22 protein-coding genes are annotated in these 19,340 nt (G+C 67.8%); 6 read left to right on the plus strand and 16 right to left on the minus strand.

Going from position 1 to position 19,340, the window contains the following annotated elements; all coding sequences use genetic code 11:
- The first annotated feature begins 15 nt into the window (after positions 1 to 15).
- Together OG332_RS30130 and OG332_RS30135 are read left to right on the plus strand one after the other, a co-directional pair.
- Complete coding sequence (locus OG332_RS30130) at positions 16 to 543, plus strand: hypothetical protein (protein WP_327416409.1); 528 nt, start codon at positions 16 to 18, stop codon at positions 541 to 543.
- 241 nt (positions 544 to 784) lie between these two features.
- Positions 785 to 1,483, plus strand: a complete 699-nt coding sequence (locus OG332_RS30135) for a 2'-5' RNA ligase family protein (protein ID WP_327416410.1) — start codon at positions 785 to 787, stop codon at positions 1,481 to 1,483.
- A gap of 42 nt (positions 1,484 to 1,525) precedes the next feature.
- Here the strand turns inward: OG332_RS30135 and OG332_RS30140 are convergent, their stop codons facing one another.
- Positions 1,526 to 1,834, minus strand: coding sequence for a hypothetical protein (locus OG332_RS30140; RefSeq protein ID WP_327416411.1), 309 nt, complete (start codon positions 1,832 to 1,834; stop codon positions 1,526 to 1,528).
- A gap of 149 nt (positions 1,835 to 1,983) precedes the next feature.
- On the opposite strand from OG332_RS30140, the gene OG332_RS30145 reads away from it, so the two are divergent.
- A complete protein-coding gene (locus OG332_RS30145; protein ID WP_327416412.1) occupies positions 1,984 to 2,712 on the plus strand; it encodes a DUF4839 domain-containing protein in 729 nt (242 codons plus the stop codon).
- A 296-nt stretch (positions 2,713 to 3,008) separates the two neighbouring features.
- On the opposite strand, the gene OG332_RS30150 is transcribed toward OG332_RS30145, so the two are convergent.
- On the minus strand, positions 3,009 to 3,461 hold the full coding sequence (locus OG332_RS30150) for a hypothetical protein (protein ID WP_327416413.1): 453 nt from the start codon (positions 3,459 to 3,461) through the stop codon (positions 3,009 to 3,011).
- A 102-nt stretch (positions 3,462 to 3,563) separates the two neighbouring features.
- Positions 3,564 to 3,737, minus strand: coding sequence for a hypothetical protein (locus OG332_RS30155; protein ID WP_327416414.1), 174 nt, complete (start codon positions 3,735 to 3,737; stop codon positions 3,564 to 3,566).
- A gap of 257 nt (positions 3,738 to 3,994) precedes the next feature.
- Between OG332_RS30155 and OG332_RS30160 the strand changes: the two genes are divergently transcribed.
- A complete protein-coding gene (locus OG332_RS30160; RefSeq protein WP_327416415.1) occupies positions 3,995 to 4,480 on the plus strand; it encodes a hypothetical protein in 486 nt (161 codons plus the stop codon).
- A 215-nt stretch (positions 4,481 to 4,695) separates the two neighbouring features.
- Here OG332_RS30160 and OG332_RS30165 read toward each other — a convergent pair whose 3' ends face one another.
- From OG332_RS30165 to OG332_RS30220, 12 genes are all read right to left on the minus strand, one after another.
- Complete coding sequence (locus tag OG332_RS30165; RefSeq protein ID WP_327416416.1) at positions 4,696 to 5,136, minus strand: NYN domain-containing protein; 441 nt, start codon at positions 5,134 to 5,136, stop codon at positions 4,696 to 4,698.
- An 807-nt stretch (positions 5,137 to 5,943) separates the two neighbouring features.
- Complete coding sequence (locus OG332_RS30170) at positions 5,944 to 6,390, minus strand: hypothetical protein (protein WP_327416417.1); 447 nt, start codon at positions 6,388 to 6,390, stop codon at positions 5,944 to 5,946.
- Between the two features lie 56 nt (positions 6,391 to 6,446).
- Positions 6,447 to 7,088, minus strand: a complete 642-nt coding sequence (locus OG332_RS30175; RefSeq protein WP_327416418.1) for a 2'-5' RNA ligase family protein — start codon at positions 7,086 to 7,088, stop codon at positions 6,447 to 6,449.
- Between the two features lie 38 nt (positions 7,089 to 7,126).
- Complete coding sequence (locus tag OG332_RS30180; RefSeq protein ID WP_327416419.1) at positions 7,127 to 7,960, minus strand: endonuclease/exonuclease/phosphatase family protein; 834 nt, start codon at positions 7,958 to 7,960, stop codon at positions 7,127 to 7,129.
- A gap of 258 nt (positions 7,961 to 8,218) precedes the next feature.
- Positions 8,219 to 8,905, minus strand: a complete 687-nt coding sequence (locus OG332_RS30185) for a 3'-5' exonuclease (RefSeq protein ID WP_327416420.1) — start codon at positions 8,903 to 8,905, stop codon at positions 8,219 to 8,221.
- Complete coding sequence (locus OG332_RS30190) at positions 8,902 to 9,951, minus strand: phosphotransferase enzyme family protein (protein ID WP_327416421.1); 1,050 nt, start codon at positions 9,949 to 9,951, stop codon at positions 8,902 to 8,904. The genes OG332_RS30185 and OG332_RS30190 overlap by 4 nt, the downstream gene beginning before the upstream one ends.
- 5 nt (positions 9,952 to 9,956) lie before the next feature.
- On the minus strand, positions 9,957 to 10,859 hold the full coding sequence (locus OG332_RS30195) for an aminoglycoside phosphotransferase family protein (RefSeq protein ID WP_327416422.1): 903 nt from the start codon (positions 10,857 to 10,859) through the stop codon (positions 9,957 to 9,959).
- 130 nt (positions 10,860 to 10,989) lie between these two features.
- On the minus strand, positions 10,990 to 11,463 hold the full coding sequence (locus tag OG332_RS30200; RefSeq protein ID WP_327416423.1) for a LuxR C-terminal-related transcriptional regulator: 474 nt from the start codon (positions 11,461 to 11,463) through the stop codon (positions 10,990 to 10,992).
- Between the two features lie 105 nt (positions 11,464 to 11,568).
- On the minus strand, positions 11,569 to 13,014 hold the full coding sequence (locus OG332_RS30205) for a glutamine synthetase family protein (RefSeq protein WP_327416424.1): 1,446 nt from the start codon (positions 13,012 to 13,014) through the stop codon (positions 11,569 to 11,571).
- Positions 13,014 to 14,549: an amino acid permease gene (locus tag OG332_RS30210; protein ID WP_327416425.1), complete on the minus strand. Its 1,536-nt coding sequence runs from the start codon at positions 14,547 to 14,549 to the stop codon at positions 13,014 to 13,016. The genes OG332_RS30205 and OG332_RS30210 overlap by 1 nt, the downstream gene beginning before the upstream one ends.
- An 80-nt stretch (positions 14,550 to 14,629) precedes the next feature.
- Complete coding sequence (locus OG332_RS30215; RefSeq protein WP_327416426.1) at positions 14,630 to 15,646, minus strand: hypothetical protein; 1,017 nt, start codon at positions 15,644 to 15,646, stop codon at positions 14,630 to 14,632.
- Positions 15,647 to 15,844: 198 nt separating this feature from the next.
- On the minus strand, positions 15,845 to 16,039 hold the full coding sequence (locus OG332_RS30220) for a hypothetical protein (protein ID WP_327416427.1): 195 nt from the start codon (positions 16,037 to 16,039) through the stop codon (positions 15,845 to 15,847).
- Positions 16,040 to 16,532: 493 nt separating this feature from the next.
- Here OG332_RS30220 and OG332_RS30225 point away from each other — a divergent pair, with 493 nt between their 5' ends.
- Both OG332_RS30225 and OG332_RS30230 read left to right on the plus strand, forming a co-directional pair.
- Entirely contained in the window at positions 16,533 to 17,849 is a 1,317-nt protein-coding gene (locus OG332_RS30225) for a helix-turn-helix transcriptional regulator (protein WP_327416428.1), read from the plus strand.
- A gap of 2 nt (positions 17,850 to 17,851) precedes the next feature.
- Positions 17,852 to 18,583 (plus strand): HAD family hydrolase, encoded by a 732-nt coding sequence (locus OG332_RS30230; RefSeq protein ID WP_327416429.1) that lies wholly within the window; start codon positions 17,852 to 17,854, stop codon positions 18,581 to 18,583.
- Between the two features lie 16 nt (positions 18,584 to 18,599).
- Here the strand turns inward: OG332_RS30230 and OG332_RS30235 are convergent, their stop codons facing one another.
- Positions 18,600 to 19,145, minus strand: coding sequence for a GNAT family N-acetyltransferase (locus tag OG332_RS30235; RefSeq protein ID WP_327416430.1), 546 nt, complete (start codon positions 19,143 to 19,145; stop codon positions 18,600 to 18,602).
- Positions 19,146 to 19,340: the final 195 nt, after the last annotated feature.

Genomic DNA, 19,340 nt, shown 5'->3' on the forward strand with positions numbered 1-19,340 from the left:
ACTGACGGAGCTCCCGTGCCCCTCATCGCCGAGTACAGCACCACAGCCCGCCCGGACCGCGGCATCGTGCAGGTCTACGACGCCGACGCCTACCTTGGCGACGACGAGACGCTGGCCCGGTCGAGGACCGAGGTGGTCGCCGGAAACGGATACCACCTCTACCTGCACAGCCTCCAAGCCGACATCGAAGTCCAGGTCACCATCAAGGTCTGGGACGGCCCTCAAAAGCCCCCGGAAGACATCGAGGGCACCGTTGCCCTCACCCTGGAATCAGAAACCGGGCAGCTCGTCGTCAACCAGCTCACCTACGGGCCGGCAGGCGTCATGGAACTTCCCAGGCCTGGCGTGTACGACGGGCAGGCGACCTGGAGCGGACGCGACGCCATGGCCGCCTACTGCGACACGAGCCACCGACGCTCCGTCGAAGAGGAATGGAGCCCGGAACGGCTCCGCGCCGCGTGGCAGCAGTGCCCCGCAACTGAGCAGTACACCCTCGACCTCTGGTTCGTAAGGGAGTCTGAAGACGAAGAGGACGAGGAGTAGCCCTCGGCGGCTCTTTGAAATCCTGGGACGGGGACCACGCCGTCACCGCCCACGAGGGGCTCACGGCCAGAGCACCCCCGTCGCACCCAGTCCGGGGCTGGCCGTACGAAGCGTCATCGCCGCCCCAGCCCTGCCCCGGGGGACGCCCGGTCCCACGAGCACGTCCTTCGCGCCGGCCTCAACCCAGCGCGAAGGGCGCGTGCTTCTTCGACCAGCTTCGGTGCGGACCACGCTGCACTGCATGACCGAGGGCACCCAAGGCGGTCAGTTGAACGAAGCCAAGGGGGTACGTTCCCTCGTCATGAAGCCATTTGTTTTCCGGCAGGGACAAGGCGCATGGGGGGCGGGTACCCCGTCCTTACTGCACGCCTACGTGGCCGTAGATCTCGGACATCATCCGGAGTTGTTCGAGCTCGTCCGCGGCATTCGTGCCGCGACGAACAACGACCCGCTCACCCACGTCGGCGACCGATGGTTCCACATCACGCTCTACCAACTGAGTCAAACGCCCGCCTCCAAGATTCCCGACGCCGAGCGAGAGGCCCTGGCCGCCGAGCTGACCACGCAGTTGCGGCGCGTCGCCCCCTTCGCAATCACGGTGGGCAGCCCTCTCACATACGGCAGCGGAATCATCTTCGACCTCGGGCCGGACGAACCCCTCAACGCCCTGCGCACCGCCACGACCAGGGCCTTCGAGATCGTGCGAGGACCCGAGGCAACGTCCTACGACACCGGCGTCCTGCACATGACCGAGTCGTACGCCACGGCAGAAGTCACTCTGGAGCACTTCCACCAGATCCAGCGTCGTGTACGGCGGGTCCGCCCCAGCCACGCACCTCTGCATATCGACAGCGTCCATCTCGTCGATGTCACCGCGGACAGCGCCGCCAAGACGATCACCTGGGAGCACCTGGCGGCCATTCCGCTCGCGGGCGGCTGAGCTGAGCCCCGGCCCGGGGTGCCTGTTGCTGCCGCCCCGTGTTCAGGTTCGGTGGGTGTCGATGCGGGTGACCCCGGCGCGGTCGTCGGCGATCTCGCGTAGCCGGGCGTTTTCCACGGCCAGGCGCTGGAGATGCGCGGCGGCGAGCTTGAGCTGGTCGGCCTGGAGCCGGTTGGCTCGCTTCAGCTTGGCGTTGCGGGCGGCCAACCGGTCGAACGCGCTCGGCTGCCCGGAGGCGGCCGTGCTGTCGGTAGGGGCGGTCCGTGCCTGGGCGATCACGCGGGCGATCTCGGGGTAGCGCCGGCGGAAGGTCGTGTTGCTCAGGCCGAAGTGCCGGGCCAGGGCCAGCACACTGGGCCTGGCTCCGGTTGCCGCGGCCTGGGCGAGCAGGTCGTCGGCTCGGGGCCAAGGGTGACGTCGGGTATGCCGAGTTCCTCGTGGAGTCCCCTATGCTCGCGAGGCAGTTGGTATGAACAGTTCATTTCGGGGGGCGGAGCCGCATGGCCGACGAGATCAAGTACGAGTACAAGACCGTGCAGACAGTTCGCGGCACCGACGGCTTGGTGATCGCGAAGATGCAGAAGGACGGCTGGGAGCTCGTCGAACAAGCCCAGGGCATGCTGCGCTCCAGCCTCGACTTCCGCCGGCCGAAAAAGCCGCTGCCGCGGCTCCTGATCGGCACCGCGGTCGGCGGCCTCGTGATCCTGGCCATCGTCATCGGCGTGGCCGCGGCACTTGAGGACGGAGGCGAGAATAAGGACGAGTCGAACAAGCCGGCGGCGGCCACTGCGAGCGCAGAGCCCTCCGCCACGTCTGCTCCGACCGCGGCCAGGTCGGCTGCCGCTGAGGTGATCACGCCTCAGAACAACCCGGAGTTCGCGGCGCTGCTGAAGACGGACTCGTGCGACGATGCGAACCTGGACTTCGCGACCAAGTACAAGGGCAAGACGGTAGCGTTCGACGGCTCGATCGTGCACATGGCGCCCCACGGGGACTACGACACCCGCTACGACTTCCTCCTGGGCCCGGGCGACAAGGGATCGAATACGGGGGTCGGCCCGGCCTTCAAGTACGAGGACGTCAACATCCACGACCTGAAGCTGTCCGGCCGGAACACCCCCGCTACCGTCCGCGCGGGCGATAAGTTCCGCTTCGTCGCCGAGGTGGGCGAATTCAACGCGAAGCAGTGCGTCTTCTTCCTCGACCCGGTCTCGACGGAAATCCGGTAGTCAAGACGGGCAGCCGCGTCATCACAGACCAGCGTGCCCGGCCATTTTCTCAGCGTTGATCATTTCCAGATTCGTTGAGGATGAGGGCGGCACGATGTCGCCGATCCGGCTGGGGCTGAGGGTGACTTCAGCCGGTCCGCCGACTGCGACGATGGCTCCCGCAGACGTGACGAGCTTGTTCAGTGTGGACAGGAGGGCGTCGCGTTCGGTTTAGTTTCTCTGAACTAACAAAGGTCTCCTTCGGTAGGGTCCGAGAGGGCTGACTCTCCCGGACCCCCTTGCTCGACTCGGTAGGATCAATGGCGCAAGTTGCGCCACCAATCTGCCACTTGAGGATCCATCCGGTAGAGCATTTCGGCCTTGCCCAGGTTCGCGTTGTGGCTGCCCTGCCAGTTTTCGATTGGCCAGCGTTTGGCGCCGAACAGCCCAGCAGCGATTCGGCTCAAACGTGCGTGTTCATTGCGCTGCTGCCGCTCGTCCAGTTTCGAGCGTTTCAGTACTTCAGTGAACGTGACCGTCTCGCCAGGCGCTGCGGCTGTGGCTTCAAACAGCGCGCGGACCCCTGTCAGGTGCTTGGAGCCCTCCCAAAGAAGGTGCACCTGCTCGCGGCTCCAACGGCCCTGTCGAGGGATGTTCACCGATTCTGCGGTTCCGTCGATGTCTGCCAGCAGGCCAGCGAGCTTCTCCTGGAGCGACTCGACGTCGGCGAGTGCGCCGACCACGACTGACCGCAGGGCTTCTTGATCCATACCAATCCTCCGAAGTCGTATACGACTCCATAACTGTAAGAGTTCGTATACGACTCCACAAGGGGAGTGGTATGGCTGCCTGGCCGTGCTTGAGTTCGCTGGTCACTGGGGTCGGGTGGCGATGGTGGCGTAGTAGGGGGCGGTGGAGGTGAACAGCTCGTTGGGCTCGTAGCGCACGATCTTCATCGGGGCGCCCGTCGTCGCAGTGGCTTTCGTGGCGCTCCCAAGCGGCGCGGGCTTCGGGACTGAGCCCCTCGAACCACGTACACGGCTCAAAAGCGTGATCGAGGTGGTTGCCCAGGCTGCGGAAAGGGCTCGTACCAGGTGTCGTGTCCATCCCGGGATCGTCACAGAAAACGGTGCGGAGGCTCCGTCACTCCTGACGAGAACATCGTCCTCCGCAGGGGTTGTTCCATGTTCTGGACCTGTATGGATTGATCAGCGTTCAAGGTCTAATCTGCGCGGGCGCCGCATCGCGAAAGATCCCTTCTGTCGACGACGGCCGCCTGCGCGCCCACCCAGACGAGGACCCCATGAGCGACCCCGAGCCCCGCTACACCGACGCCCCGCGCGCCGTCTACATCACAGCCGCCGCAGCAGTCGGCCTGGACCTGTTCTCCCTGCCGCTGCCGTGGGTGGACTTCTCATTTCTCGGGTTCGCGTTCGAGAGGTCCGCGATGACCCTCACCGACGGTGGCGGCTTCATCTGCCTCGCCGTACTGGCCGGGGTCGGTGTCCTCGTCTACCAGGCAGGCAGCCGCCGGACCTCATGCGAGCGCTACACCTTCTCGTTCTGGGCCGCTCTCTTCCTCGGCCTCTACACCTTCCTTCTTTTCCTCACCCCCAGCATCCTGCGAGAACTCCTCAACAAGGAGGCAGCCGTCCAGGGCGCGGGCGGCCCACCCGCCCAGATACACGCCGGCGACTTCATGACCATGGGAACCGGATACTTTCTCGCACTCTTCACGTCCATCATCGCGACCGCCGCCTGCGGCTACATCGCCAACCGAAACCGGTAAGAGCGTCCGCCAGTAGGGCGTGAGCTGGGGTTATCGGATGCGGGGGCTGGCGGGCCGGGTGTCCCAGCGGTGGGTGTACCGGCCTCGGCGGCCAACGGAACAGCCAGTATCGGTGAGATTGATCTTGTATCGAACGGGCCTGGCCGGTCCGGTCGCTGGCCCCCGGTGCCGGCCTCCGGGGGCCTCGTGCCTGTCGCGTTAGGCCGGCCGACGGATCAGGCTGTGTAGGTCAGCTCGTCGAAGTGCGGATCCAGAGGCATGTACTCATCGGCTGTCGCGATGAGCTCGCGGCTCGCAGCGTGATCCCAGCTGCGTACCCGCACCCTGACCCCTGCTCCTTGGAGGGCCTGGACGGGGCGGACGAAGTCGCTGTCGCCGGAGACCAGCGTCACGATGTCCCCGCGTTCCGGGCGCATGTAGCGGATGTCGGTGAGCATCATCGTGGTCAAGGCACTGTCGACCTGCTTCTCGCGGTTGTGCGCGTTGCGACGCAGCAGGTCCACCGTGAAGCCCGCGTACTGAGCCGGCTGTTCCCACACTGCCGTCCCCGGCTCCCCATACGAACCGAACATGATGGCCTGGCCCTCTGCACAGGTGGGCGGGAACAGCAGTCCGTGCAACGCGCGGAAGTTGCACCGCCACGACGGATCGGCCATGCGGCGGACTGCGGCCTCATGGGCGGACGGGGCGCAGCCCCGTCGGGCTGCGGCACATTGCATCCCGGCGACGAAGACATTGGATCCGTCGACATAGCTAAAGACAACTGGAAGAGATTTATTCTTCGGCATTATTTTTCCCCTAGAACGCAACAAAACTCCTCTCCGCGCAGCGGAAAAGAGTTTGACTCGACGTCGAAATATTTGGTTTTGAATTGCCGATTAATCCTTGAGGCTTGCTGCCCGGAGTGCCGGTTCGCGATGGCCGGCCGCCCTGGGTGGTCACGAGGTTAGCGGCTCTCGGTATCCGCCGTGCCGTCTTCGTGAAGGTCGGTCAGGAGCGGCGGCGTCCTGCCCACATGCCTTACCGAGAGCCGGGGGGCGCCGAGAGCGCTGACCAGCAGCTTTATGAGACTACGGCCTGCCCGCAGCGGCGGGGTTGGGGGATGTCGTCGCCCTGGCGGCCGTCACTCTGAAGGACGGCGAAGTCGGCGTGGGCCGCCTCGATGGCCCCGGGGTACGCCTGGGCCTTCTCGTGTTCGGCGAGCGCCCGGTAGGCACTCGCGAGGCTGGGGTTCTGGCCCTTGCGCTTACCGGTAGGGATCTGCAGGTCGGGCGGATCTGCTCGACGGACTCGCCGTTCGCGCGGCGGCGGAGCGCGGTGTGCAGCATGTCGTCGGTGATCACCTGGGGCCGGCCGCCGTGCTTGCCCTTGCGGGCAGTCGCCCCGCCGCCGGAGATTAAGAGAGCGATCTCCGAGCGCCGCGCCCGGAAGGCGAGGGCGCTGCCACCGGAGAGCGATGCCTTTCACCGCGCACGCAACGAGTTGGACAGGCCTGCGCGGTCAATGACCAACCGTGCACAACCGAGCGCCATGTGGGGCCGGCCGCAGTCATGGAGAACGGCGCCGTCTCCGCGTACTTCCCGGACAGCGGCATGGACCAGTGCCCGCACGTTGAGCAGGTCCTGGTCGGGCCAGACGTCGAACAGGACGCCGGCGCGGTTGCTGTACGGGTGGCCGATCTCCGTGTGGACCGGCTCGGCCGCGGCCAGCTTCTCGCGCAGGGCTTCGACGAGCACGCCTCGCTCGGATTCGCCGATCGCGTCGGCGGTGGCATCCGTGATCATCTCGATGGTGACGTGGAGTTGGTCGTGGCCGAGTGCGCGGATCGGGTAGGGGCTCATCGCCGCGTGGCAGGCGTCCGCGAGGGCCAGGAGCGCAGCGTCGGTGTCCTGGTCTGGGAGTGCGTACACATGCAGCACCCGGTCGCCGTTCCAAGGCCTCCCCTGGAACGAGGGCGTGAACCGCTTCACCGGCCCCCTCCGCTGTCGCCGGCGCCGAGGTCGGACGCCGTGCCGAGCGGGATCGTGGAGATCGTCGTCCAGGAGTACAGGCTGCGCCAGTCCTGCTGCTGGTCCACGAGCGATACCTGCGCGACGGTCATCCGGGCACGCTTGGGTCTCACGTCCTTGACCAGGGTTCTGCGGAAGTCCTCGTCCTGCCACCGGCAGTTCGAGTACGCGAGCGACATGTGAGGCCAGGGCCGCTGCGGCCGGGATCCGAGGGCGCCGGCGCCGAGCACGCCCTCGGTGGCGTCGCGCAGCGCCCCATACAGGTCGGAGAGGGCTTCCTCGGGGTAGAGGGAGGCGACGAGGCCGTTGTGGATGGCCTGGGCGGGCCCGACCTCGACATCGAAGGCTGGCATCCCCCCGACAGCGGCATGCGCGGCGTCGCTGAGCGCCAGGGCCTGTTCGGGTGTGAAGGGGCCGATGGACTGGAGGGTGGCGTGCAGCCATTCGACCGGCACGGGTGTCAGCTGCGGATAGTCGTCTAGCAGTGGCCGGTGGTCGCGTACGAAGCGGTGGACATCGTCCTGCCCTTCGAAGGTCAGGTGCCAGTGGGCGCGGTGCTCACCGTCCGGCCAGTGGTGGGTTTCCCAGAAGTCGCGCACAGACGGTTCTCCTCGCGTCGGGGGCGGTGGGCCGGGGTTCAGCGGTACGTCCAGGAATGGTCGGTGTTGATCAGATCGGTGTCGAGGGTGATCGCCACACCGCGGTGATCGCTCGCGTCCGAAGGTGCGTCGAGCAGACGGTAGGAGACGAGGGCGGGGACCAGCGGGGCGCTCACCCAGATCTGGTCGATCCGGTCATCCGTGCCCGTGGGGCGCAGCAGCGTCTCGTCGCCGGTGCGCTGGTACAGCTCCCAGGCCGTGTCACGGAACCCGTTCGCGTGCAGCTTCCACGCCACGCGCCGGTCGGGCTGCGGGTCCGCCTGACGGTTGGGGTCGGTGAGCAAGGTGCGGGAGCCGAGGTTGTACGGGCGCATCTCCGTGTAGTTGGGCTGCGGCCCGTCCTGCGGCGGATAGTTGATGTCTCCGCCCAGGATGGCGTACGGGCCGAGTTTGTAGCTGCGGGAGGCGGCGAAGTCGGCCTCCGTGATCGCCTTGTCCCCGGAGTAGGGCGTGAAGTGAACGGAGGTGACGGTCAGAGGGTCGGGCAGGCCGGGGATGTCGAAGCCGGCGGTGCCGAGGCCGTGGTGGGTTTCATCGGCCGCGTAGTCGGTGTTCCAGTAGACACGTCGGCCCAGGGTGGTGCGGCGGTAGAGGACGCCGGTGCCCAGTCTGCTTCGGGATGGGGCGAGTAGCGCGTCCATGTCGAGATCGCGCTCGGCGCGTACGGTCTGGCGGTGGCCGGTCTCGCTCCAGCCCTTCAGCTCCTGCAGCAGCGCGATGTCGGGTCGCGCCGCCGATATGCGCTCGGCGAGGAGCGGCCAGCGGTCGTGGCCGCCCTCGCAGGTGTTCTGAACTAGGACGGTGAACAGCATCCGGTGCTCTCCTGGCGGGTCGTGTCGGCGGTGGCGATGTCCGTAGAGGGTCAGCCTTGGTCAGCCGAGGGCGGGTTGCGGCGGCGTACCGCAGCGGCCCGCCGAAGAGCAGCTGCTCGGACTTCGAGACTTCTGTTGCGCTCGGGGCTGGGTTTCCCAGCTATAGGCGGCTCCGGTTCCAGGTGGGGTCCGTGGTCGTGGGTTTCAGCGGGGGTCCGGGAACGTCGTGCAGGAGATCTCCTGGAGGGGCGTCCGAGGTCAGGACAGTTCGAGCTGGGTGGGCTGAGTTGCTCTCGGGGGCCGGCTCGCGACACGTACGAGGTGCGCGACGCTGGTGATCTTTTGGCGGACCGCGGCCTCGGTCAGCAGCGTGCGCAGGAGCACCGCGGTCACGGTGACGTCATCCATCGCCCGGTGCCGGTGGGCCGGCTGCGGGATCGCGAAGTGGGCCAGCAGCGCGTCGAGGGAGTAGGAGTCAAGGCCCGGTACGACGTGCTTGGCGAGCAGCAGGGTGTCGACGATCCGCGTCTGGGCCAGCCGCGGGCACGCCTCGCGATAGTTGTAGAGGATGGACCCTTCCGTCGGTGCATGATGCGCGACCAGAAGCAGGGGCGGCTCGGGCAGCGCCTCGTCCAGGGCATGAAGCACCGTGGCTGCGGGCGGCGCCTCGGCGACGTCTCGCATGGTGATGCCGGTCTGCGCGATGCCCAAGGGTGTGATCGGCGCATGTGCCGGAGGGCGGATGAACGAGGTGAACGAGAAGCCGGTGCGCCCCGGGCCCCGGCCGCGCTCGTGCTTGAGGCCCAGCGCGGCGACTTCGATCGGTTCGGGTGGGGCACCTCTCGGGGTGGTGCCCTCGAAGTCCAGCACCACGAACTGGGTGTCCTGGAACAGCGGGTCGTCCGCAAGACGCCCACCCTCCGGCGGGGAAGCCGCTGCCGTCACGACAGGCCCCCAGGGCGTGCCGTTTCGGTTGCCAGCGCGTCTTCGAGATCCGCGAGGCTGTCGATCAGACGCCGGATGCTGGTCTGCCGCTCCGACCAGTGCCGTTGAAGGTCTGCCTCTGCCTCGTCGGGCAGGTCGTACTCGGCGGTGGTGGAGCCGTAGAAGCTGAAGAGCATGTACAGCAGGGCGATCCGCGCGCAGGCGAGTACGTCGGCAACGGGCAGGGTCGGGTTCTCGGAACGGTAGGCGGCGACCATCGCCAGGATGCAGTCGGCCCATGGCTCGGAGCTGGCGATGGTGCGTGGGTCGCATGCGGCACGCCCGAGCTCCCAGGCCGGCAGTGCTCTGGCCGCGCGGAAGTCGATGACGGCGGTGACGGCATCGCCCAGGACCAGCTGGTTGGTGCGGGTGAAGTCCGCGTGCAGGGCCTGCTCGACCAGTTCCTCAGGCAGAGCGGCCCTGAGCCGGCCGACATGGGCGTGCAGGTCCTCGCGTCGCTGGTCGATCTGGCTGCGCAGCGCTCCGAGATTTTCGTGCTGCTGGCGGCGGGCCGCGTCCATGACCGTGTCGCACCTGGCCAGTGCGTCCTCGATGGAGCCGGTACGCCACCGCGCGTGCTGGCGGAGCCGGGGGAGAGGGTAGGCGGCCAGGACCCGGTGCATCCGTCCCAGAACCATGCCGATGTGCTCCGCGCGTGCCACCGTCATCGCGGAGGTGGCGACCGACCCGGGTGCCTCGTCGGCCACTGCCCATGGGCTGCCGTCGGTCAGGCTGAGCAGGTTGCCGGCCCGGTCTGGCCATACCCGCGGTACCGGCAGCCGCGCGGCCCGGCAGAACTCCGACATATCCCATGCCGCGCGGGCCGCTTCCAGATCGGCCGTCGGCGGGTACTCCTTGGCGTAGAGCCGCTGGCCGCTGGATGTCACCACGCGCCAGTTGACGGTGTCGGTGCCCATCGGCACTTGCTGGACGGACTCGGCCTCGATGCCGTACCGGTCGGCCAGCACCTCGGCTGTCATTTCGTCCTCCCAGTTCATCTCCTCCATGACGGTCACCGCCCCCTGGACGAGGAGTACATGCGGCCGTGGTTGTAGTGGGCCCGGAGGTTTTCGAGCATGGTGTGGGCTGCGTCGACGGTCTCTACGTCCCGGTGTTCCAGACCCCACTGCAGGGCGCTCACGGCGTCCTGGGCGCCGTAGGCCATACATGCGTGCTGTTCGGCCGGAGTGAGGTCGCGCCCGAAGCCGTCATAGAAGGCGGCGCGGACATTGGGACGGGAGGCGAGGATGCGCAGTTCGAGGCGGGGGAGATCGCGCTTCACGGAGGGTTCGACGCAGGTCCGCTCGAAGTCGATCAGTCGCAAGGTTCGGGTGGTGCTGTCCCACAGCCAGTTCCTGGGCTGGTAGTCGGCGTGGGACACGTGCGCCGCCAGCTTGCCGGGGCGCTCCCGGGTGAGGTGGCGCAGCATCACGCCGACATCGGCGGGCAGGTACAGCGCGGCGTGGTTGAGCATCTTCTCAACGGCCGCCGCCCACTCGTCCTCGCCCTCGGCCGAGTGCGAGGCTGTGCCGGTTGGAGCGGAGTGGAGCAGCGCTAGCAAGTAGCCGGCCTGCTGGTATGCCTCCAGCTCCTCCTTGCCGTCCAGAGGGTGGCTGCGGACGCTGCGTCCGGTGACCGGCGTGATCACGATGGCTAGCGCTTCGGTGTCGGCCGCGACCAGCGTGGGAGCGCGCCCAGCACCGAGCCAGTGGGTCCACCGCTGGTAGGCCTCAACCTCGCGGCGGTGGCCCTTCGGGCCGGCATGCCTCTTCACGAACCGCCGCTGGCCGTCACTGCCTCGTACTTCCCAGACTCGGGGGCGATCGGGGCCCGGCCATGAATGCTCGGCGACGAGCTCGAAGGTGCCGGCCACCGTGGTGATCAGGTCTTCGATCCTCGCGGGGATGTCGGTCATGCCGATGCGCCCTTCGATAGGCCGCCCACCCAGGATGATCACATAGAGTGATGGCGTGGGTGCGCAGTGTCGTCTTGCTGTGTGGGGGAGTAGCTTGCCAAGGGCCACTGACAACGTGGCCGGTCAGCAGTTATGTGACCTGGTGGCCGCCGGTTCCGTGGGAGGCGTCGATTACGCCGAACATCCAGCCGAGGGTGATCAGATGCGGGTCGTGCTCGGCGCCCCAACGCGCCCGCAGCGCTCGGATCCGCTTCTTCATCCCGTCGTGGGAGAGGCCGCAATGCTCTGCGATCTCGGCGTACGTGCCGTCCAGGGCAAGCGACCAGAGGATCTTGGTCTCGATGTCGTCGACGCCGCCGGGCGGTGGTGCTGTCGGCTCCGGCCGGGGCAGCTGCTCGGTGACGTAGCACGCGTGGACCAGGGCATGACGGTGGCGTACTCCGGCCCGCCGGTTCCCGTGCGACATCTGGATCGCGACGGTGCCCTCGGACAGGCCCAGTTCGGCTGCCGCCTTGGCGGTGCTCATGCCCTGGGCGAGGGTTCCGGCGATCTTCACTTGCGCCGGGGTCGGATGTGAGGCGGCCGTGGCGGGCCGTGCGGGCATGAGCGGGTCCTTACGTTGCGGCGGCGGTGTGGTGGTGCAGGTTGGGCAGACCCCGGCCGAGGGGGGAACTCTCCCGGCCGGAGTCTGGTCTTGGTGCGGCGGAGATCAGGCGCGGGTGAACCAGCGGGCCTGTTCTGCGTCGGTGACGATGCCGCGGTGGTGGTCGAGTTCGAGCTGCGCGAGGTGGGCGTAGTGCTCGACCACCTCTTTCCCGAACGCCTCCTGGGCGATGGGGCTGTGCCGGAACGCGGAGCGCGCCCGATCGAGGGTGAGGGGCAGGAGAGCCGCGTCGGTGGCCTCGTAGGCGTTGGTGGTGCAGGGTGCCGGCGGGGTGAGCTGCCGCTCGATGCCATGGATCATCGAAGCGAGAACGGCGGAGAGAGCGAGGTACGGGTTCGCGTCCGCCCCCGGAACGCGGATCTCCAGGTGCAGGCCCGAACCGTGGCCGGTGAGCCGCACGGCGCACGTGCGGTTGTCCCACCCCCACGTCATGCGAGTGGGGGCGAAGGAGCCAGGCGTGTACCGCTTATAGGAATTGACGTTCGGCGCGTACAGCGGAGCGAGCCCCGGCAGGGCCGTCAGCAGTCCGGCGATTGCTTGCTCGCCGATCTCGGACAGCCTTCCGGCCGCATCGGAGAGCATGGGATTGCCGCTGCGGGTGAGGGAGACGTGCAGGTGGAGTCCGCTGGCGATGCCGGTCTGGGGGGAGGCCATGAACGTGGCCGTCATGGCGGACCGTCCTGCGAGGGTGCGCGCCGCGTGCTTGAAGACGAGATGGTTGTCGCACGCGGGCAGCGCAGCGCCGTAGGGGAAGGTGACCTCGACCTGGCCCGGGGCGCCTTCCGTCTTGATCGCCTCCACGGGCATGCCCGCCTTGGACAGTGAGCCCTGGAGGCGGCGGAAGAAGCGGTCACTGTCCGGAGTGTGGTCGAGGGCGTAGTCCAGGTTCTCCTCGGATACCGGCACGAGTCCGCCCGAGCCGATGCCGACGTTCGGGGTGTAGGTGCCGCGGTAGAGCGTGAACTCGGTCTCCAGGCCGGCCTGGGCGTGCAGCCCGTGGGTGGCCAGCCGGGTCAGCTGGTGCCGCAGAATCTCGCGCGGCGCAACCTCGATGGGCTCCTCGTCCAGGCCGATCGCGTTGCCGAGGACGAGCGCGGTGCGCGGCATCCACGGCAGGGTTCGCAACGTCGAGGGGTCCGGCACGACCGTCATGTCCTCGTACCCGCTCGCCCAGGACGTGAGCGCGAACCCGTCGGCGGGCGTCATGTCGACGTCCGCGGCCAGGATGTAGGCGCACATCTCCGCACTGCCGTCGAGGACGCGGTCGAGGAAGTGCCGTGCCCCATAGCGTTTGCCCTTGAGGCGGCCCTGCAGGTCCGGCACGGCGAGGAGGACGGTGTCGATCACGCCGGCTACGACGGCCTTGCGCAGGTCCTCGACGCTGAACGCCCGGGCCGGCCGCCGCGGGGCGGTCGAGGCGGTATCGGTATCACGCTGCGACGGGCCGTTCGGGCGAGGCGTCGCTCCGGTCTGGGTGGCAGGAGCGGTCATCAGATGACTTCTTCCTGGATCCGGGCCATGCCCGAGCCCGCGTCGGCCGCCGCGGTCGGCACCTTGTAGTCCCGTCCCGCAACGCGCCACCACACGGTGGCCAGGGCGAGGACGACCAGCAGGGCGATGGGTGCGTAGTTGAACGTGGTCACGGAGACGAGACCGGACTCGGGCCGGGACTGGGGGAGGCAGAACAGCACGGTCACCAAGGCCACCCAGGCCACGGCGATCGCACCGACGGGCACGCCCCAGCGGCCCAGGTTCCAGGGGCCGGGCTGGAAGCGGTGGCGGTTGCGGATCCGCAGGTAGATCGGGATGGCGTACGCGGGCGTGATCCCGATGACGTTGATCGCGGTGACGGCGGCGTACGCGGTCGGGCTGTACAGCGACGGCAGAGCCAGGACCGCGGCCACGCCGACCGCCAGCCACACCGCGCGGGTCGGGGTGCCGGTGCGGGCATCGACGTGACGCCACAGTCTCGACCCGGGCAGGGCGCCGTCCCGGGAGAAGGCGAACACCATCCGGCTGGCGGCGGCGGTCTCGGCGTTGCCGCAGAACAGCTGCGCGACGATCACGACCAGCAGCAGGGCCTTCGCGCCGGCGACGCCGAGGGCGTCGAGGAAGATCTGCGCCGGCGGCACCCCGGTGGCGCTGGCCTGGGTGGCGGCATAGTCCTGGATGGCGAAGGTCAGTCCGGCCAGCAGGACGAACCCGGCCAGCCACGACCAGCCGATCGCCCGCATGATCCCGCGGGAGGCGGAGACCTGGGCGTTGGTGGTCTCTTCCGACAGGTGGGCGGAGGCGTCGTACCCGCTGAAGGTGTACTGGGCGAGCAGCAGCCCGATCAGCACCACGTACAGCGAGCTGGACCAGCCGGTGTTGTTGACGAACTCCCCGAATACGAAGGCTGGCGACTGGTGGTGTGACGGGACGATCGCGAGCGCGCCGACGATCACGGCGACCCCGCCCAGGTGCCACCACACGCTGATGGAGTTCAGGATGCTGACCAGCCGGACCCCGAAGAGGTTGAGGGTGGCGTGCAGTGCGAGGATGCAGAAGTAGATCGCCATGATCTTGCCCGGCGTGGGGACGAAGCCGAACTGCAGGTTCAAGAAGGCGCCGGTGAACAGCGCGGCACCGTAGTCGATGCCGGCGATCGCGCCGAGCAGGCCCAGCAGGTTGAGCCAGCCGGTGTACCAGCCCCACTTGCGACCGCCCAGTTGCTCGGCCTGGTAGTAGAGGGCGCCGGAGGTGGGGTACGCGGAGGTGACCTCAGCGAGGCCGGCGCCCACGAGCATCACCATGGCGCCGACGGCGATCCAGCCCCACATCATCACGGCGGGCCCCCCGGTCGCGAGACCGAAGCCGTACAGGGTCATGCAGCCGCTCAGTACGGAGATCACCGAGAAGCTGATGGCGAAGTTGCCGAACGGGCCCATGCGGCGGGCCAGCACCGGCTCGTAGCCCAGTTCCCGAAGGAACGCGTCATCTGACTGGGCCCCCGCCGCGCGGCGAGTCGGGCGTGTTCGTAACACAGGACATCCTCCATGGGAATGGGTGGAACGAGTAAGAAAAGGTCAGGTGCATGCCAAGTTCGGTTTGCTGTGCGCGACGGTCAGCGCACCGGTCCGGCGCGAGGGGCGTGGGTGCGTGCGAAGGACAGGGACTCCCGACGGGCCCTCAGCAGCAGAGCCTCGCCGCCGTCGGGATGGTTCGGGTCCTCATGGACGGACGCCCACGGCTCCCGCGAGGCGTAGGTGCCCACGGCCGTGAACACCTCGGCGGCCTCCACGAACCGGTGGCCGGCCCACAAGGCGTACGCCAGGTGGTGCAGGTCCGTCACCGAGCGCGGCGCGGTGTCCGCCTGCTTGAACCAGTGGTGGAACGCCTTGACCGTGTATGTGAGCGTCGGCTCCTGCGCCCACTGCCGACGCCACAGCGGATCGGCACGATGCTGGAGGGACTGCTGCCGGCACTGCTCGACCAGCGCGTACAGCGGCAACAGCAGCAACGGGGAACCCGCCGGCGACCACGAGGCCACCCATCGGCCGAAGTCGAAGACAGCGGCGAGCGAGGCCGCCGGTGGGACGGGGCGGGCCAGGATGAATTGCAGTATCCGGTGGTACGCCTCCCGGTTGTACGGGTCGCGCTGGTTGATCCCGTGCAGCAGCCCCCATGGCCCGCTCGGCAGCATCGGCTCTGCCGAGACCTCACGATGCTCCCGGCGCACCTGACGTCCATCGATCTGGGCGAGGGCGAGCAAACAGATCCAAGGCACCGGATCCCGAGGCTCCCGGTGCGCCATCATCAGCGAGGCATGCCGAGCAGCCTCCTCCAATGCCGCAGCGCCTGCGTGCTGCTGGTGATGGGCGCGCAGGGCTCGCTCCACCGAGACGCGGGCACGCATCACCTGGGCGTCGTAGCTGTTCGGCTCCTCGGCCAGCCACACGCCCATCACATCGGAGTGGGCAGCGGTGACCGCCAGCACCTGCGTACGCGATGTCCGCAGCCCCCACTGCCCACCGGTTGCGGCCAGCAAGTCACGCGCCGGTCTCCACCGGCCGGCCTGCAACTCGACCATGGCCATACCGAGGGCTTCATCGGTGCCGGCCGGGTGGTAAACGGGGCGCATCAGTGCGCCTCGTGACCGGGGTGGTCGCCGGTCGCAGTCGAGGGCCGGGAAAGCTGAAGCCTCGTGCTCTCTATCGCGGCACAGGGGTGCGTCATGCTTTTCTCGGTCATCGGATGCTTCCTCGGCAGAGAGAGGGACGTTGGTGCCGGACAGGATCGTTGCGCGTCGGAGAGAGCCACCGGACTGCCAGCGCCCGGTCTAGAACTTGATCCCGCTGATCAGGCGCGCGATGTTCGTCGCGACCTCGGCGATCGCGGGGGCCATCGAAGAGCTGGCCAGGTAGAACCCCAGGAGGACGCACACGACGGCGTGCCCGGCTTTCAGTCCGCCCTTTTTGACGAAGAGGATGACGAGGACCGCGAGCAGCACGACAGCGGAGACGCTGACCGCCATGGATGTGTCCCCCTTCCGAACCGTCGGTGATGCGGCTCGTTCTCGGCCCAAGTCCCCCGCAGCGGAGCCCAAGCCCATTCCCGACGACATTGCCGACGAACCGGTGCGAGAGGTACACAGGCCCGAATGCGTTCGTGCTGCGAGTGGTAATCGGCCCTGAACAGAGGCTGATTGAGGCACAAGGCTGACCGGGAAACGCCCGGTGCGCACATTCCGCCGGTGATATCACTGAGGTGATCTCGGTTTTCGGCGGTCTACGCCGGCGGCCGGCGCACTTTCGTTAGGGGAGGTACAGGTGGCCCAGCAGGCGCTGCGACAGTGCGACGACTGCGGCTGCCGGCTCAGCCAGTACAACCCTGACGGGCTCTGCTCCGCTTGCGCGCGATCTCGCATCCCTTCCGCCCCCGCGTTACCCGCCGTACCGGAGCGGGTGTGGCAAGACGTAGATGTCCGACAGGCCTTTGCAGCCCTGGACTTCGGCAAGGCCAGCCGTTTGATCAGACAGCGAGGCTCGCTGCGCCAGGAGGACATGGCCCAGCTCACGGGACTGAGCCAGGCGTTCTTATCCATGCTGGAGTCGGGCAGCCGCCGCCTCACCAACATCGACAAGATCATCGAATTCGTCGCAGGCATTGGCGCACCCGCCGAGCTCGTACAGCTCCCGCTCCCACGGTCAGCGGGCAGACTGCTTCAACAGCCCACGGACCAGTCGGCCGGAGATCTCGACCCAACCCTCCCCTGGACCGCGGCCCGTATGGTGGCGGCCTTGGACAACGCGGTTGGAGGCGACGTGATTGACCGCCGGCAATTCCTCACGGTGAGCGGCATCGCGCTCACCGCCTTCGTCCACCACTGGGGCACCGCCGAGGCAGAGCCCCTTCAACGCGCCGCGGAGGGAAGCCAGCTCGCCCCGGAACTGCTGGACAACCTGCAGGCGACCACCGACCACCTGCGCATCATGGATGCCAGCGCCGGCAGTGGGACCCTCACCGAGCTCGGCGACGCGCACCTCGAACTCCTCAAACGCCTTCTGCAGAAGGCGTCATACACCGAGGACATCGGCCGCCGCCTGGCCGCCATCGTCGCCGACACCGCTACACAGACCGGCTGGTTCGCCTTCGACTCCGGGCGCCACGACCACGCCCAGAGCTACCTGCTCGCCGCGCTCCGCGCGGCCAAGGTCTCCGGCGACGACCGCCTGGGGGCCGGCGCCCTGTCCTACCTGGCCATCCACGGCTACTCCACCGGACAGCCACGTACCGCGGTCACTGCGGCACGAGCCGCCCGCGAGCAGATCAGGACCCTGGGTACCCCCGCCCTGGAGGCGATGCTGTTGACCCGGCAGGCGCGCGGGCACGCCAAGCTCGGCGAGCGGCAGGCAGCCCTCATCGCGCTCGGCGAGGCTGCCGAACTCTGCGCCCGGGGGCGTTCCGAGTTCGACCCCCACTGGCTGTACTGGATTAACGAAGGCGAGATCCACGGCCAGTCCGGCAGCGCCTATCTGGACCTGGACGATGCGCCCCATGCCGCCGTCAGCTTCACCGAGGCACGGAAGGCCCTCAACCCGGCAGACCAGCGCACCAACGCCCTGTTCCTCTCCCGCGGGGCCTCCGCCTACCTCAGGAAGGGCGAGCTCGAAGCCGGCTGCGCCACGGCGCACCAGGCGCTCGACCTTGCCGAACAGCTCCATTCGGCCCGCCTCAACGAGCACATCGAGGACATGATCGGCGAGCTCGCCCCGGTCCGCCGGAGCCCGTACGCTCGGGAGTTGATCGACCGTGCCGCTCTCGTGACGGGTGCAAGGAGCTGAACGTGACCCAGGCCCAGCAGGTCCTCGTGCTGTGGGACATCGACCGCACGCTGCTGTACGTCGGCGACATCGACCGGCAGGTCTACCGCGAGACCTTTGCCGAGGTCGTCGGCCGACCCGCCGAACACCTGCCGGCCCGCGGCACCGGCGTCACCATGCCGCTGGCGATCCGATCGCTCCTGATCGACAACGGAGTCCCGGAAGCCGAAGTCGTCGCTCTGCTGCCGCGTATGGTGGATCTCCTGCCAGTCCACCTCGCCGCACACGCTGAGGACCTGCGTACACGGGGCGTCCTCATGCCAGGAGCCGCCGCCGCGCTGCGCGCGGTGCACGGTCACCCCGGGTTGATTCCAACCGCCGTGACCGGAAACCTCAAGCCGAACGCCGTGCTCAAGCTCGCGGCTTTCGACCTCGACGGCCTCCTCGACACAGAGATCGGCGGATTCGCCTCCGACGACCACCACAGGCCGGCGCTCGTCGCCATCGCCCAGAGGCGCGCCCAGGCCAAGTACGGCACGGTCTTCACCCGCTCGAACACCGTGATCATCGGGGACTCGCTGGAGGATGTTCGCACCGGCATCGAGGGCGGCGCCCCCGTCATCGGTATCGCATCGGGCAAGACCACGGCCGCCGAACTTACCGAGGCCGGGGCCGACCTCGTACTCGAATCCCTCGCAGACGTGGCACGGGTTCTAGAGGGCATCGCCGCGCTGACGACGAGCGGGCAGCCTTAAGGTTCTGCCCGGCCGTTCACGAAGAAGTTGTCGTCGGGAGGTTCTTCATGAGGACGATGCTGTCGTAATTGGTGACGTCCCACCGCCAAGTGCCGATCGGCGCGTAGCCGCGCCGGCGGTACCAGTCGACGAGGTCTGTTGCCTGTGAAGAGGTATCGATGACGACCTGTGTCGATCCGAGAGCAGCGATACGTGACTCTGCCAGGGCCAGCAGTCGCTGTCCGAGGCCAGTGCCTCTTTGTGATGGCTCGACAGCCAGTTGCCAGAACGAGCCCCCTCCTGCCGGCGCCGGGTATCCAGCCGGAGTGGTGTGAGGGGCTGACACGGTGACGGTGCCGACCAACGCGTTCCCGTTCACCGCGACCCAGCACTCGCCTTTGCTCAGGCGGTGCTGTGTGTCCTGCGAATCTTGGTAGGAGGCGAAAAAGACCAGCCCGGCAGCGGCGTGGTCTGCGTAGGCGCGATGGAGCAAGAGAGTCAGTTGCTCTACCGAATCATCTTTGCGGAAACGCCTGACTTGCACGGTTGCAGACGGACTCACTTCCGTCGAGTTGATGTCCATTCGCGCAGTCAAGCGCACTTCTGGGATCTGTCCAGCTCAGTCATCTGACTTTCCTTTGGATCGGGGCGTTGCTCTGGGCATGGGGCGGGGCGATCTGACGGATGCCGAGAGGGGATCAGCGACGGCCATTCCTCCCGGTCAGCAACGGGCGTTGAGGCAGGTGACGGGATACGCCGTAAGGTGATCGACGGGATT

It is taken from the genome of Streptomyces sp. NBC_01233, assembly GCF_035989305.1.
Taxonomy (GTDB): Bacteria; Actinomycetota; Actinomycetes; order Streptomycetales; family Streptomycetaceae; genus Streptomyces.

Excerpts from the sequence above, each read along its gene's own strand:
- OG332_RS30135 (WP_327416410.1), top strand. The coding sequence starts at position 785 with ATGACCGAGGGCACCCAAGGCGGTCAGTTGAACGAAGCCAAGGGGGTA.
- OG332_RS30220 (WP_327416427.1), bottom strand. The coding sequence starts at position 16,039 with ATGGCGGTCAGCGTCTCCGCTGTCGTGCTGCTCGCGGTCCTCGTCATC.
- OG332_RS30215 (WP_327416426.1), bottom strand. The coding sequence starts at position 15,646 with ATGCGCCCCGTTTACCACCCGGCCGGCACCGATGAAGCCCTCGGTATG.
- OG332_RS30235 (WP_327416430.1), bottom strand. The coding sequence starts at position 19,145 with ATGGACATCAACTCGACGGAAGTGAGTCCGTCTGCAACCGTGCAAGTC.
- OG332_RS30150 (WP_327416413.1), bottom strand. The coding sequence starts at position 3,461 with ATGGATCAAGAAGCCCTGCGGTCAGTCGTGGTCGGCGCACTCGCCGAC.
- OG332_RS30200 (WP_327416423.1), bottom strand. The coding sequence starts at position 11,463 with ATGCCCGCACGGCCCGCCACGGCCGCCTCACATCCGACCCCGGCGCAA.
- OG332_RS30160 (WP_327416415.1), top strand. The coding sequence starts at position 3,995 with ATGAGCGACCCCGAGCCCCGCTACACCGACGCCCCGCGCGCCGTCTAC.
- OG332_RS30195 (WP_327416422.1), bottom strand. The coding sequence starts at position 10,859 with ATGACCGACATCCCCGCGAGGATCGAAGACCTGATCACCACGGTGGCC.
- OG332_RS30205 (WP_327416424.1), bottom strand. The coding sequence starts at position 13,014 with ATGACCGCTCCTGCCACCCAGACCGGAGCGACGCCTCGCCCGAACGGC.
- OG332_RS30190 (WP_327416421.1), bottom strand. The coding sequence starts at position 9,951 with ATGGAGGAGATGAACTGGGAGGACGAAATGACAGCCGAGGTGCTGGCC.
- OG332_RS30180 (WP_327416419.1), bottom strand. The coding sequence starts at position 7,960 with ATGCTGTTCACCGTCCTAGTTCAGAACACCTGCGAGGGCGGCCACGAC.
- OG332_RS30165 (WP_327416416.1), bottom strand. The coding sequence starts at position 5,136 with ATGGCCGATCCGTCGTGGCGGTGCAACTTCCGCGCGTTGCACGGACTG.
- OG332_RS30145 (WP_327416412.1), top strand. The coding sequence starts at position 1,984 with ATGGCCGACGAGATCAAGTACGAGTACAAGACCGTGCAGACAGTTCGC.